The organism is Streptomyces sp. NPDC001890 (assembly GCF_042891445.1).
Classification (GTDB): domain Bacteria; phylum Actinomycetota; class Actinomycetes; order Streptomycetales; family Streptomycetaceae; genus Streptomyces.
This window is the reverse complement of sequence record NZ_JBIATE010000061.1, coordinates 1-13,007: the sequence shown is the minus strand read 5'-3', so window position 1 is coordinate 13,007 and position 13,007 is coordinate 1. Positions and strand designations below refer to the sequence as shown.

Genomic DNA, 13,007 nt, shown 5'->3' with positions numbered 1-13,007 from the left:
CGCGCCCCTGGGGCGTAGGGCGGCGCTGGAAGAGGCGAGGCACGATGGTGAGCCTGTCGCGTGGCAGGGCGACCTGGGGTCGGTTTGATCACTCCTTGACAGAGTCGGGGATCACTAGGGTTGCGTCCCCGCCTTGCGAGACTCCAGCTTCAGGCGCCTGACGCCCCAGAACCGCTGTACCCCCCGCACCGCGAACACAGATCTGTTCGATGCCGCTATTCGGATGGCAGCGATTCTCGCTCCGTCGATGTCGCGGAGTGCCTCCCGGTGGCGTCGCCGCCGGTTCCGAGGATCCGCCGCGGGGACGGCGGCGCCGCCGGGCGCGACCCGAGCACGCCTCGGGCTCGCAGGTCGTCGAGGTCGGACAGGCGCTCTCCGGGGAGAGCGTCGAGGAGGTCGGCCTGGGCGGCGCGGATGTTGGGCGCGGGAGCCTGGGGGCCGGAGCCAAGGGCACGGCGGACGGTCACGCCGGTCATCGTACGGGCAGCACATCACCGACCCCGCTGGCCGCCGGGTTCCCGCGCAGCGAGCCGCTTCTACGGCGGTGTGCACCGTCTGCCTCCACGACGCCGGGTCGCCTCCGCTCCGGGATGGAATCTGGCGGGGGCAGGGAGCACCAGACTGCCCACCGGGCCTCGGTCCTGGGAAGGGTGGCCAGGGCCGAGGCGGCTGAGGGTCCGGTCAGATCGTGTCCGCGACCTTGATGTAGCCCTGCTGGATGACCCACTTCTGGTTGGTGTGGTCGACGCACTGCCAGATGCGGACGCGGTCACCGTTGTTGCGGGTGTCACCGGCGTCCAGGCACATCTCCCGGCTCTTGCCCATCGTGTCGGCGAGCACGATCTGCGCGTTGCGGACGACCCACTTCTGGTTGGTGTGGTTGACGCACTGCCAGATGCGTACGCGGTCACCGTTGTTGCGGGTGTCACCGGCGTCCAGGCACATCTCCTTGCCGGTACCGATCGTGTCTTCGACCTTGATCTGCCCATTGGCGATCACGAACCGCTGGTTCTTGTGGCCGGCGCACTTCCAGAGGCGTACCTGATCACCGTTGTTGCGGGTGTTGCCCGCGTCCAGGCACACCTCATGGGCAGCCCGGGACGCGGGAGCCGCTACGGAGGACGGCACACCCGCGCCGAGGGCGAGCAGCAGCGCCGCGCCAGTGACGGAGCCGAGACAGCGAGGAGAGAGGAGCGAAGCCATGAGCACAATCCCAATCGTTGATGGGGAAGCGAGAGCACCGTCACGAGACCAGTAGTCGGTGCCCACGCATCCTGGATGCCCCGGTTCGGCCGCCGGTAGCGGATAGCTCCAGACAGGCTCCGTTAGAGCGAAGATGATCACCCGCCCGTGGGAGTCACAGGCAGCTCTCGGTGACGCCTTCTGCAGAGCAGTGCCGTCGACCGTCGTGACAGGGAGGGTGGGCGGCTTCGCGCCCCGGGCGGGCCGTTCCGGCCTGTGCAGGCCCGCTGGCGAACCTGCACATGGCGGGTGTGGACTCGCCCTGCAGTTCGAACAGTTGAGGTGGGTGGCATCCTCCCGTTCCCCTGGCACCGTGCGGCTGGCCGCCCCGTCCCTCGCGATGACCGAAGCACGGCAGGATGAGCTGGACGCAGTCGATCCGGGGTGATGCCCGGCCTGGCACCGGGTGGCAGCAGCGCTGCTACCGCCTCGTCCAGAACCACGTCCAGGCCGGCGGAACCCTCCCACGGCCGACGGCAACGTCGTCGTGCAGGGCGAGAGCCCCTCGGACACCTCCTACCACTGCACCTACGCCGCGACCTGGGTCGCCACGAAACTGCGCTGGAAGCTGTCCGGACGACAAGGAACGGGCCGCACTGGAAAAGCTCGCCGCCGGCTGCTCCAACACCGTCGTGAAGTACGAGGTCGCCGCCTGACCGGTTCCAGCGCCTCCACCCCGGCCGGCGGTGGCCTGCGGCCGCGGCATCCCCGGGGCGCCCTCTGGTGAACAGTCCGTCCCCGCACGGCCTGCGCGGCGGCTGGCCGGTGACCGATGCGGCTATCAGCCGGGCATGACGCCCCTCAACCTCCCGTCATGTGGCCGATTCCCTGCGCAAGCCGTGGGGGCGAGGCCGAGGCCCGTCGATTCCGAGGGCGCATGGGTCTCGGGCAGAGGTTGGGGCGCCGCGGAGGAAGAGGGTCGGGGCAGGGTGTCCTGTCTCTCCTCCCCCGCGGCGGATCAAGGTTCGGACGGTGTCGTCCGGTGCTCAGGTACGGTTCACCGGGCCGGGCTCCCAGCCGGCGCTGCCTGATGTGCCGGCCGGCGGGATCAGACGGTGCAGGTGTCGAGCATCTCGGACAGGGCTGCGGCCTCGGCGGGGTTGGCGGTGAGCTGGTAGGTGGCCTTCACGCTGATCCAGGCGCGGCTGTAGGTACACCAGTACGACTGCAGCGGCGGGCGCCAGTTCCCCGGGTCCTTGTCGCCCTTCGCCCGGTTGCTGCCGGCCGACACCGAGTGGACTTCGATGGTGACGACCTTTCGATCGGCGGCCGGGTGATCTTGGTGATCACTCCATGGATCTCATGCTGTGGGGTGGGGCAGGAGAGCAGCGGCGAGTTCGCGCCATTCGTGCTCGGGCAGAGAGGTGGTGTCGGCGGTGAGCACTTGCAGACAGACGTGGTCTGCTCCTGCATCGTGGTGCTCCTGAACGCGTCGGCGGATTACTTCCACTTCCCCATGGGCGACGATCGCATCGACCAGTCGACGGCTTGGTCCGCCGACGATGTCCTCGTCGTTGAAGCCGAGTCGTCGAACGTTCGCTTCCTGATGCGGTGCCGAGAGGTAGCCGGCGACGTGTGCTGTGGCTACTTGGCGGGCGCGGCTCTGGTCGGTGTCGAGTACTACGGCCTGTTCCACAGCAAGGAAGGCGTTCGGTCCCATGATCTTGCGGGCGTGTTCGGTGTGCTTGGTGGACACGAAGTAGGTGTGCGCGCCCCAAGTGAGTTCGGTAGCTAGTTGGAGCATCTTCGGGCCGAGGGCGGCCAATACGCGGCGCGGAGTCGGGTCCGGTATGGGACCGTGGGCGGGTACTGCGTCCATGGCCTGCAGGTAGGCGCGCATGGTGGTCACCGCTCTGCCGCGGGCGGGTACGGGATAGCCGTCCAGTTCATGGGCGGTGTCGTCGACGCGATGTCCGCCCAGGCCGAGTACGTAGCGTCCGGGGAACGCCTCGCCCAGCGCACGTGTCGCGGTAGCGGTAGCGATCGGGTCCCGGAAGGCGATGTTAGCGATGCCGGAGGCGACAACGATGCGCTGTGTCGCCGACAGCAACAGCCATGCCTGGCCCACCGTGTCGCGGCCGAACGCCTCGCCGAACCAGATGGATCCGTAACCCAACTCCTCGATCTCCGCGGCCGATTCCCGTACCCGCCCGGCAGGCTGCCCCTCGTAGGCGAAGGTCCAGATCCCGACTCGTCCCAGTTCGGGTTGCTCGCTGTCCGTCATCCGCGCTCCTCATGTCATGTATTCCGGAGAGGTTCTCCGTTTGACGGACGCTACTATACGGAGAGGCGCTCCGCTTAACTACCCGGAACTTGACCGAAAGACGGGACGATGACAGGCACACACAGGCACGTCCCAGCGCGACGGCCTCGGCGTACCGATGCGCGACTCAACCGGGAACGTCTCATCGCCACGGCGCAGGAAGTGTTCGCTGAAGCCGGACCGGAGGCGTCTCTCAACGAGGTCGCCCGCCGAGCCGGCGTCGGCCCGGGGACTTTGTACCGTCACTTCCCGAACCGCTCCGCCCTGCTGACCGCAGTTCTCAGGGACCGGATCGAGACGCTGTGCGAGCTGGCCGGGGTGCTGTCCTCCTCGGAATCCGCCGACGACGCCCTGGCGCAATGGCTGCGCGCGTTCCTCGTCCATGCCAGGGGCAACCAGGGGCTGGGGGGCACGTTGATGGTTGAAGAAGAGCCCGTCGCGCTGGGGCTCGACTGTCATCGGCTGATCCTGGACGCGGCAGCCGATCTTCTTGCCCAGGCCCAGCGTCGGGGAACGGCACGCGCCGACCTGACCGCCGACGATCTGGTCCAACTGGTCGTCGGGATTGCGCTGTCCACAGCTCGCAGCCACGACGCGGACCAGCCCGACCGGCTGCTCACTCTGGTGCTTGATGCCACGTACGGGACACCGCTTCAGAGCGAGTGATCGCAGCGATGGTCTCTGCACCCCTGGCAGGCGCTCCCCGCTCACGTCGGCACCGAGGGCAGCACCCGCGCAAGTCTCCAGATACCCGGCCGGCGCTGAGGTCACTGCCCCGCCCGCCGCGTCCCATCCAGGAAGGGCGGCGGAGGCTGCGGCGCGCCGCTCTTCCTCCCGGACGGCCTGACGGGCGAGAACGTCGCAGTCGGCGTATGGGGCGGCGGCGAGGACCAGACCGTGGGAGGCACTCTGTCAGTGGTGCCTGACATCTGCTGTCCTGTCAGATACGCCGCAAGCATGCAGGATCGGCAGGGGACACGGTTCATGCCTTTCACCGCGCTGCACCCTGAACTGGGCCGCCTCGACTCGCCCCTCCCCGGCCTCGGACACGGCCTGGAACGGGGCCGGGTCCACAAGGTCCATCCCCGGGTCCCTCACCTGCCCACACTGTTCCTGGGGCCTGCACCCGAAGGTCTCCCGGTACGGGGTCCGGTTCTTCTGTCACGACCCGGAACGGCCGGGGTCGTATGAGCTCCTGAACGAGTCGTGGGAGCACCACCTGCTCAAGTTGGAGATGGCGGGCGCGATCCGGGTGGCCGGGTGGTTGAGGGCGGTGAGGGTGTGGGCGGTGAGGCGGGCCCAGTTGCGGAAGTTGCCGTGGGCGGCGCGGCTGTCGGCGTAGGTGACGTCCTCGGGGTCGGCGTCGGCCCGGATCGGGTGGCAGAGCGGGACGGCGACGGCTTTGCCGAAGCCAGCGCCTCACCAACCGTGCTGGGCCTCCCCCAGCACGGTGCTGTCGAGAAAAGCGGCGAGGCCTCTGGCTCGTGGAAGATCGCCCCACTTGTCGACGTGCGCGAACACGGTGTGGTGATCGGTCCGCTGCGACCAGTTCAAGTCGTCGCAGTTGAAGAGGACCTCCACGCCGTCGTACTTCGAGATGCCGTACGAATCCGTGTCCGGATCGTCGGGCCACCTGCCGTGCAAGCCGATCGAAGCGATACCTCGGCCCACCGCCGCCACGAACCGGCGCTCCGCGGTGCCCGGTGCGACGTAGTGCAGGACGGACAGAGGGAGTTCCGCCTCCAGCACGGAGTGCTCCGCGGTGCCGATGTCCAAGCCGAAATCCAGGAAGTCACCCGTCGCCGGGTCCATCCGGGCATCCGCGTAGTCGAATCCTGCACCGGGCAGCGCCGCGGCCATCCGCTGCGCGTCCTTCACGGTCAGTAGATCGGCCATCAAGGTCACCTCGTCGCCCCGCTCCTCCAGCAGAGCGTTCAGGCGCAGTGCCTGCGTCCAGGCCTCCTCGGCATCGGTGGTACGGAAGACCGGATACGCCCGCGAGTTTCCCATGCGCGCCACCTTCGCACACCGCAGCCAGACCCTGGCTACAAGATTTGGCGGGAGATCGTCCAGCTCACGAAGAGACATCACACCGATCCCAGCCCAGCTACTCCACCTTGGACATCCTGAAGGGCGGAGAAATGGGGCGGGGGTGCGGGTGAGCGGGGCGGCTGCCGGGGTGCTGCGGTTCGGAAAGGAACGCGGCCCGGCCGCCGTGCTGGCCCAGTTCGTACGGCTGCGGGTCATTGATCCGGAGGGGCCCTACTGGCGGTGTGGCATCGAGGCGGCCGGCCGGTGGCTGCGCGAGAACGGAAACGGCGTGCTCCGGGTGCCGTACACGGTCGTCACGCCCGAGGACTGGGGCGGGGTCGGCGGGTATCCGCTCGGGCGGTGGATCGCCGACCAGCGCCGCTCGTACGCGGCCGGGCCCCTGGAAGCAGGGCGGGTGGTCGAGCTGGAGCAGCTCGGGATGGTGTGGTCCGAGCAGGACGCGGCCTGGGCGGACGGGATCGCCGTCGCCCAGCAGTACGCCGCCACCCACGGCCACTTCCTCCCGCCGACGACCGCGGTGTGGGACGCGCATCCGATCGGGGTGTGGGCAAAAAACGCGAGGGCGGCAGCACACAGGGCGCGGGAGAACGAGGAGCTCCGGGCGGCCGGCCGCCCCGTGCGGTCGTCGGCCGGGGCGATGCCCGAGGCCCGGCAGTCGGCTACCACGACGACACCACCGCCCAGCTCGCCGCCGAGGCAGGAGGAACCTGGCGCCACTATGCCCCGGCGACCACACACGGTGACACCAGCGTCTCAATGACCAAGGAATAGGCATCAGTCGATTACGCGAGGTCGCCAGTTCCGGACCCCTGACCGGCATGCCGCCGGTGCGCATCGCATTTTTTAACGAGCAACACTCGCAGCAGCTAGAAGGGTGAAGAACAAGCTCAGTAGTTCGGCCAGCGGGTGTAGTCGGGTCGTGGCTTCCCGCGGAGCCAGCGCTCGACCGCGCGTCCTATCCGTCCGCGGGGAACCGGCGGCACGGTGGTCTGCACCGGGTGGTCCTCCGGAACAGCTGGCTGCGGGCCCCTGGTGGTTACGGGGTGGCTGGGAGGGATCTCTCGGGGCAGCAGCGTGATGTGCCGGGTCGTGCGGTTGCCGGGTGGCACGTGCGAGCGGGGTGTGAGGGTGTAGCGGCGTCGATCGCGGCGGCTGTGAGCTGGCGTTTGAGCCGGGTCTTACGGCGCTGCCCGCCATGGAACCGGGGCACGCCCTTCTCGACCGTTCGGCTGGTGATCACTGTCCGTCAGACGCCACTGTGGCCCGCAGCCTGGCGCATGACGTACGTTCCGGCGTTATCAACATTTCAGGAGCAAGGCATGTCTCTCTTCATCCCAGACTTCGACGAGACCGTCGTTGTACGCGCTGCTGACGCCGAATTGACAGGCGCGAGTGGCCCGGTGACCAACCAGTTGCTCGTTCGACAGCCCCGCCACGGGCAGTGCACTCTCCAGCATGCGTGTCACCCTCGGCAAGGGCGCGAACGGCGCCCGCCCGCACCACCACGGCAAGTCCGCCGAGATGTTCTACGTCCTTGATGGCACCGCCCAGCTGCTGTCCGGCGATCAAGTAGTCACCGCGGAGCGCGGAGACATGGTCGTCGTACCGCCCGGCACACAGCATGCCTTTGCCGCCGCGCCCGGCGAGATCGCAGACATGCTCGTCATCATCACGCCCGGAGTCGAGCGCTTCGAATACTTTCGCCATCTCGAACGCATCCGCTACGGCAAGGTGCCGCCGGAGAGCCTTCTCGAAGTCCAGGAACTGTACGACTCCTACTTCGGGACCAGCGCGGTCTGGGACGCCGCACGCGGATAACCCGGATACCGCTCACCTTGGTCCACCTGCGCGCCCTGCTCCCCACGCCGCGCTGTATGGAGCGGACCGCGCCACCCGGCGCAAGCCGAGTACGGATCAACGTACCAAGGCTCAGGCGATTCAGTGGCAGCCTCGATCGCCTCGCTGACCGGCGCCCGGCCAGAGGAGTCCGGCCTGGTGTCGGGCATCAACAACGCGGTGTTCCGGATCGGCGCTGCCCTGGGAATCGCGATCGCCTCCTGGGTGGCCCTCGCCTTCACCATCGGCTCCGAAGCGTCCGGCCACAACGACGGCTTCCGGGCGGGTTTCCTGGCCACCGCGATCTTCGCCTCGACCGGCCTCGCCACCGCCCTGCTCCTGTTGCTCCACCGCCCCGCCGAGCGCCGCGCCGCCATGGGGACGGCATCGGAGGACGAGGAGGTGAAGCCGGTGACAGCCGGCCACTGACCGCCGCCCTCCCCTCGCACCAATGTGTGGACCGGCCTGATTGACTATCGCCGGCACCCGGCCTCTGCCTCTCGCCACCTCACCAGCGTGCGCGGGGTAGGGCAGTTGTCGACCAAGCACAGTCACTGTCGCCACGGCCTGGTCCAACCTGGCCTTCCGGATGCCGTCGGACGGGTGCGGAGCGGGGGTGGCCAGATGCCGGGGCGGCTCCTTGCCGAGCCTCGGCCCTGCCCCTGGAGCGGGTCGGCACTGACACGGCCGGATTCGATCTTCCGAAGGGTCTCGGGCGAGATGCGCGAAGCGAGCGTCATGTCCAGCATCGAGCGGCAGCCCCGGGCTCGGCGGAGCAGGGCACCAAGGCGCTGTCCGCGTTCTACCTCGGCGGGGGTGAGCGGCAACCTGACCATACCCCCAATTCTAATACCGGTATAGTTAGACCGGTATAGTTATTGGACACACATGAGAGGTCCCCCATGATTGAGATCCTGAACTCCGCGCGGCTTGAGCGGGCGAGGGACACCGGCGCTCTGGTCGGAGACATCCTGCACACACTGAAGCAGCGCAGCACGGTCGGGACGAACCTGCTGGACATCGACCAGTGGGCAAAGGAGATGATCACTGAGGCAGGAGCGCAGTCCTGCTACGTCGATTACGCGCCTTCCTTCGGGCGCGGCCCGTTCGGTCACTACATCTGCACGGCCGTCAACGACGGAGTGCTCCACGGGCGGCCTCACAACTACGCGCTGACTGATGGGGACCTGCTGACCCTCGACCTGGCGGTCGCCAGGGGCGGGGTGGCCGCGGACGCCGCGATCAGCTTTCTGGTGGGCAAGGCCAGGCCGGCGGAGAGCGTCGCGATGATCGAGACGACCGAACGGGCGCTCGCCGCCGGCATCGCCGCCGCCAAGCCTGGGGCGCGCATCGGTGATCTCTCCCACGCCATCGGCACGGTCCTCAGTGAGGCGGGCTACCCGATCAACACCGAGTTCGGAGGCCATGGCATCGGCTCGACCATGCACCAGGACCCGCACGTCGCGAACACCGGACGGCCCGGCCGCGGATACAAGTTGCGCCCCGGCCTGCTGCTCGCCCTGGAGCCCTGGGTCATGGCCGACACAGCCATGCTCGTCACCGACGCCGACGGTTGGACGCTGCGCAGCGCGACGGGCTGCCGGACCGCACACAGCGAGCACACCATCGCCATCACCGACAACGGAGCCGAAATTCTCACCCTGCCCACGCAGGCACGACCATAAGAGGGCGCTGTAACGAGTGGCCAAGCGGGCCGGGTGCGCTGCCGCCGTCAATCCTCGTCGTCCTCGACAGCCTCTGGGTCCCGGGAGGGGCGCAGGCCCTGACCGGATCCGCTGGCCTTGATGTTGAACAGATAGCGGCCCAGGAAGTTGATGTGCCGGTCCTTGAGCAGGGAGAGGCGGGCCACTGTCCTCGTCCTTGATGTCGTGGCCCTCGGTGCGGAGCTGGGCGACGGCGGCATCCAGGTAGCGGGGGTTCCACAGGACGACAGCGTTGAGGACCAGGCCCAGGCTTGCCAACTGATCATCTTGGCCCTCGCGGTACGCCTGGCGGATCTGGCCGCGGCCTCGTCGCCCTGGTCGAGCCCGGCCACGTCCGGGTCGAGCAGCGGTCGCAGGGCGCCGACGGCCGAGGTGGCCAACCTCATCAACAACGCGGTGGCCGCCATCGGCAGCACGGGCCACGACGGCACCCTGACGGTCCGCACGGCCAGGGAGGGCGACCGACTGCTCATGGAGTTCCGCGACACTGGCCCCGGTGTCGGCGTACAAGTGAACGTGAACGTCCCCGCCCGCGTACGGATGAAAAGGGACGGCGCTGTCACGTTGTTGGGTGTGTGAGTGTCTGATGGGGCGTCGGGGTGTGGTGGGCTTGCGTTTCGGGCCTGGGGTCAGGCCGTGGTGGGCCGGCTTGCAGCGCCGGCGATCTGGTCCCAGATGCCGAAGCGGGTGGTCATCTCGGCGCGGTAGTGGGCGGCGGTCATCAGGTGGCGGCGGGGCCGGAAGTGGGGTGAGATGCCGCTGAACGCGGACAGGAACCGCTGTGCTCCACCGATGCTGCGGAATCCCTTCATCGCGCGTTCGCGCTGGCGGGTGGGCTGGTGGCTGTTCTCGGCCCGGTTGTTCAGGCCCTTGTGGGAACGGTGTTCGACCGAGGGCATCACCTCGCGGTGGGCCGCCCCGTAGGAGCGCAGCTTGTCCGTGACGACTACCCTCGGCACCGAGCAGGTCGTCTTCAGCAGGCGGCGGAAGAAGCGCCTGGCCGCAGCAGTGTCCCGCCGGTTCTGGACCAGGATGTCGAGCACGTTGCCGTCGGCGTCGACGGCTCGCCACAGGTACTTCTGCTCTCCGTTGATTTTGATGAAGACCTCGTCCAGGTGCCACTTGTCGCCGGGCCGGGGTCGCCAGCGGCGCAGGCCGTTGGCGTAGGCCTGGCCGAACTTCGCGCACCAACGCCGGACGGTCTCGTGGGAGACGATCACGCCGCGCTCGAGCATCAGCTCCTCGACCTCGCGGAAACTGAGCGGGAAGCGGAAGTACAGCCACACGCAGTGGGAGATGACGACCCCCGCCGGGTACCGGTGCCGCTTGTACGACGGCGACGCGCTCCCCACGGACGATCCCCCTCCACCATGATCAACTCGAAGATTCTCCCACGCCATTCGCCAACGTGACAGTGCCCGCTGACGGGATCCGGCATTGCGATGACAGCGACGAGACGCAGCTGCTACAGCACCTCAGCCGGGTACCCCGACTTCGTCCGAAAGCAGATCGTCGAAGTGAACACCTGGACGCCCGAGCCGCCAACCGGGAGTTGATGGCGCAGCTCAACCGCGCCCACGAATGATCCAGCACTCGGCTTCTCAGGCAGCGCGGCCCAGCGGGTTGCCTGGGAAGCCGCTGCATATTCGAAGATACGATCGACTCGATCGGCATTCTCCCGACCATTTACTGCCATCCAGGCATTGCCTTGCCCAGGAGACCAGATGCGCCGCATTGCCAACGCCCACCGCTCTTACGCTCATCCCCTGGCCTGGTGGTTTCCGGACGATGGGCGGGAGCTGTTGTTCACGGCGGGTCATGAGGGCGACGGTGAATTGCGCTGCTGGGATACGGTCTCCGGTCTCCGTGTCGTCGACTTCGAGGCAGACGAATGGCTGCTCGTGCACAACGGTGCCCTCGCGCCGCTGCCGGACGGCCGGCTGATTCTGGCGACGTCCGACCCGGACGGGCTGCACCGCTGGGACGCGCACACCGGGCAGTCCCTGGGCCGGAACGAAAGCACCACTATCTGGCACGTCACCAAGGTCGCTGGCGCACCCCGTGTGATCGTGGCATCTGAGGACGAGACCGTGCACCAGTGGAACGCACTCACCGGCGAGGAACTTGCACCGCCCCATCCCGGAGGCGCCGCCGCGGCGGCCCTCCGCCCCGACGGCACCGCGGTACTCGCTACCGGGTCCCACGATGGCGCGCTCCGGCTGGACGAGCTGGGCACTGATTAGAAGAGCCGCACCCCGCTGCCGTCATTGCCAGCCCAAAGTGAAGCGGTCCCTCCACGACGAACGATCACCGACTGAGTCAATCGCCCCAGATCGTCACGCCTCCCAGGTACGTTGAGCCGTCAGCCGAGGGAGAACGCTCGCGAGGGAGTCGCCCCGCAACGCGTGGCTGCGGGGCGCCGAACCACTTTCGCAACGGGTCCTAGTGGGGGTTTAGTCGACCGTCTGCCCGTCGTACATACCGCCCCTGCAGGTCGGGAGCACGGGCGTCGACCGATCGATCGTTCCGCCGCCGTCCGTGCACTCACCCGGGGTGACGCTGGCCGGGGTGACGGCGGTGGCGGTGGCGGTGGCGGCGCCTGTGAGGCCGAGTCCGGCGAGGGCTGCCGTGGCGAAGACTGCGGCGAGGATTCGTCGAATGCGCATTTGGTTCGCCTTTCACAGATTGCCTCGGTTGGGGCACTAACCAGCTTGATCTTCACCCATGTGGGTGGCACGTCATGTTGGGCCATTCGGGTGACAGTGTTGTCGGGTGCAGGCCTGCCGGGCCGGTCAGGAGCGGCCGCAGTTGTCGGAGAGCCCCCGCCCCATTTCTGGTGATCGTTTTCGTTTTGTCGGTGGGTTGGTGGGGTGTCCGGGCTGGTGGTGTGGGGTGCTGGGTTCTGACAGTGGATGCCGATGAGTGACTGTCGTTTTTGCGTGGTGTGGTGGTCGGTTTGCTGCTGATTGCTATGACGCCGCCACAAAGGCGTTCGGCGAGTTTCAGCAACACCGCCGGGGCCGCGGGAGCACCCGACGAAAGTGCTGCTGCACCGACGGGATGGGTGGCATCGTGATCACGATGCCACCCATCCCGTGTTGTCAATCGTCGCGGCGGCTAGGCCGTGTTTTGAAACTCGCTGACTTGCCTGGTTGGCCGTCCGGGGAAGTCGCGGGCGGCCATCCAGATGGTGAGGTCGCGGGCGATGTCGTTGATGCTGGTCGCCGTGGTGACCTCGTGCTCGTTGCGGGTGGTGTCACGGTGGACGATCTCGTAACCGCCTTCGTCCAGGACAGCCACGGAGGCGAACCAGACAGGGTCGTCCTCATCAGGCTGGACGACCACGAACGTGTTGTCGGAGTCGTCGAGGTCGCTGATCATCATGAACAGCGCGTCCTCGGAGGGGTCGTCGATGCGGTCGCCGTTCTCACTGTCGGCGCCGTAGTACTGAGCCCCCATCGTTGCCTTCCCCTCACCGTGTCGGCCTGTTCGCGGTCAGCATGGCATGAAGGACCGACAGCTCAAGCCGGTCGCAGCCATTCGCCGATCGCGGCGATCAGGACGGTGGCTTCGAAGCTGACGGCGAGCTTGTCGAACCGCGTGGCGACCGCCCGGTTGCGCTTGAGTCGATTGATTCCGCACTCGACCGCGTGCCGGGCCTTGTAGTCCTCGCGGTCGAAGACGGGAGGCCGCCCACCGGCCTTCCCGCGCCGTTTGCGGTGGGCGGCCTGGTCGGCAGGCTCCGGGATCGTGGACCGGATCCCGCGCTTTCGAAGGTAGGCCCGGTTGGCGCGGGAGGAGTATGCCTAATGGGAAGCGAAGGTTGGCGGGAGCTGACCTTCAGGGCGCGAGGCGAGCCTTTGAGTATGCCCGGACCTCAGAGTCCTGTT

The 13,007-nt window shown here is 67.8% G+C and carries 13 protein-coding genes and 4 pseudogenes; 6 read left to right on the top strand and 11 right to left on the bottom strand.

Features of this window, described 5'->3' with window-relative positions; translation table 11 throughout:
* Window positions 1-215: 215 nt before the first annotated feature.
* The 4 genes from ACFYY1_RS42420 to ACFYY1_RS42405 all read right to left on the bottom strand — a co-directional run bounded on the left by ACFYY1_RS42420 (window position 216) and on the right by ACFYY1_RS42405 (window position 3,466).
* Window positions 216-467 (bottom strand): hypothetical protein, encoded by a 252-nt coding sequence (locus tag ACFYY1_RS42420; RefSeq protein ID WP_388595397.1) that lies wholly within the window; start codon window positions 465-467, stop codon window positions 216-218.
* A gap of 214 nt (window positions 468-681) precedes the next feature.
* Window positions 682-1,203: a ricin-type beta-trefoil lectin domain protein gene (locus tag ACFYY1_RS42415; RefSeq protein ID WP_388595395.1), complete on the bottom strand. Its 522-nt coding sequence runs from the start codon at window positions 1,201-1,203 to the stop codon at window positions 682-684.
* 1,087 nt (window positions 1,204-2,290) lie between these two features.
* Window positions 2,291-2,473, bottom strand: coding sequence for a hypothetical protein (locus ACFYY1_RS42410; RefSeq protein ID WP_388595393.1), 183 nt, complete (start codon window positions 2,471-2,473; stop codon window positions 2,291-2,293).
* Between the two features lie 69 nt (window positions 2,474-2,542).
* The gene (locus tag ACFYY1_RS42405; protein ID WP_388595391.1) at window positions 2,543-3,466 is read right to left on the bottom strand and encodes a TIGR03620 family F420-dependent LLM class oxidoreductase; all 924 of its coding nucleotides are present in this window, start codon (window positions 3,464-3,466) and stop codon (window positions 2,543-2,545) included.
* A gap of 108 nt (window positions 3,467-3,574) precedes the next feature.
* Here ACFYY1_RS42405 and ACFYY1_RS42400 point away from each other — a divergent pair, with 108 nt between their 5' ends.
* Window positions 3,575-4,171: a TetR/AcrR family transcriptional regulator gene (locus ACFYY1_RS42400; protein WP_388595389.1), complete on the top strand. Its 597-nt coding sequence runs from the start codon at window positions 3,575-3,577 to the stop codon at window positions 4,169-4,171.
* Window positions 4,172-4,924: 753 nt separating this feature from the next.
* Here the strand turns inward: ACFYY1_RS42400 and ACFYY1_RS42395 are convergent.
* Window positions 4,925-5,515, bottom strand: coding sequence for a hypothetical protein (locus ACFYY1_RS42395; protein WP_388595387.1), 591 nt, complete (start codon window positions 5,513-5,515; stop codon window positions 4,925-4,927).
* Window positions 5,516-5,663: 148 nt separating this feature from the next.
* On the opposite strand from ACFYY1_RS42395, the gene ACFYY1_RS42390 reads away from it, so the two are divergent.
* The 3 genes and pseudogenes from ACFYY1_RS42390 to ACFYY1_RS42380 all read left to right on the top strand — a co-directional run bounded on the left by ACFYY1_RS42390 (window position 5,664) and on the right by ACFYY1_RS42380 (window position 7,822).
* The gene (locus ACFYY1_RS42390; RefSeq protein ID WP_388595386.1) at window positions 5,664-6,317 is read left to right on the top strand and encodes a helicase associated domain-containing protein; all 654 of its coding nucleotides are present in this window, start codon (window positions 5,664-5,666) and stop codon (window positions 6,315-6,317) included.
* Window positions 6,318-6,876: 559 nt separating this feature from the next.
* Window positions 6,877-7,375: pseudogene (locus ACFYY1_RS42385) on the top strand (cupin domain-containing protein).
* Window positions 7,376-7,498: 123 nt separating this feature from the next.
* The gene (locus tag ACFYY1_RS42380; protein WP_388595384.1) at window positions 7,499-7,822 is read left to right on the top strand and encodes a hypothetical protein; all 324 of its coding nucleotides are present in this window, start codon (window positions 7,499-7,501) and stop codon (window positions 7,820-7,822) included.
* A gap of 248 nt (window positions 7,823-8,070) precedes the next feature.
* Here ACFYY1_RS42380 and ACFYY1_RS42375 read toward each other — a convergent pair.
* Window positions 8,071-8,229 (bottom strand): annotated as a pseudogene (locus ACFYY1_RS42375) (transcriptional regulator); the annotation flags it as partial.
* Window positions 8,230-8,295: 66 nt separating this feature from the next.
* On the opposite strand from ACFYY1_RS42375, the gene map reads away from it, so the two are divergent.
* Window positions 8,296-9,078: a type I methionyl aminopeptidase gene (map, locus tag ACFYY1_RS42370; RefSeq protein WP_388595382.1), complete on the top strand. Its 783-nt coding sequence runs from the start codon at window positions 8,296-8,298 to the stop codon at window positions 9,076-9,078.
* A 47-nt stretch (window positions 9,079-9,125) separates the two neighbouring features.
* Here the strand turns inward: map and ACFYY1_RS42365 are convergent.
* Both ACFYY1_RS42365 and ACFYY1_RS42360 read right to left on the bottom strand, forming a co-directional pair.
* Window positions 9,126-9,420 (bottom strand): annotated as a pseudogene (locus ACFYY1_RS42365) (Tn3 family transposase); the annotation flags it as partial.
* A gap of 326 nt (window positions 9,421-9,746) precedes the next feature.
* Window positions 9,747-10,517: an IS6 family transposase gene (locus ACFYY1_RS42360; RefSeq protein WP_388595381.1), complete on the bottom strand. Its 771-nt coding sequence runs from the start codon at window positions 10,515-10,517 to the stop codon at window positions 9,747-9,749.
* Between the two features lie 324 nt (window positions 10,518-10,841).
* Here ACFYY1_RS42360 and ACFYY1_RS42355 point away from each other — a divergent pair, with 324 nt between their 5' ends.
* A complete protein-coding gene (locus tag ACFYY1_RS42355; RefSeq protein ID WP_388595379.1) occupies window positions 10,842-11,360 on the top strand; it encodes a WD40 repeat domain-containing protein in 519 nt (172 codons plus the stop codon).
* A 210-nt stretch (window positions 11,361-11,570) separates the two neighbouring features.
* On the opposite strand, the gene ACFYY1_RS42350 is transcribed toward ACFYY1_RS42355, so the two are convergent.
* The 3 genes and pseudogenes from ACFYY1_RS42350 to ACFYY1_RS42340 all read right to left on the bottom strand — a co-directional run.
* On the bottom strand, window positions 11,571-11,783 hold the full coding sequence (locus ACFYY1_RS42350; RefSeq protein WP_388595378.1) for a hypothetical protein: 213 nt from the start codon (window positions 11,781-11,783) through the stop codon (window positions 11,571-11,573).
* A 451-nt stretch (window positions 11,784-12,234) separates the two neighbouring features.
* Window positions 12,235-12,576 carry a hypothetical protein gene (locus tag ACFYY1_RS42345; RefSeq protein WP_388595376.1) on the bottom strand — a complete coding sequence of 114 codons (342 nt, stop codon included), beginning with the start codon at window positions 12,574-12,576 and terminating at the stop codon, window positions 12,235-12,237.
* Window positions 12,577-12,638: 62 nt separating this feature from the next.
* A pseudogene (locus ACFYY1_RS42340) lies at window positions 12,639-12,923 on the bottom strand (transposase); the annotation flags it as partial.
* Between the last annotated feature and the right edge of the window lie 84 nt (window positions 12,924-13,007).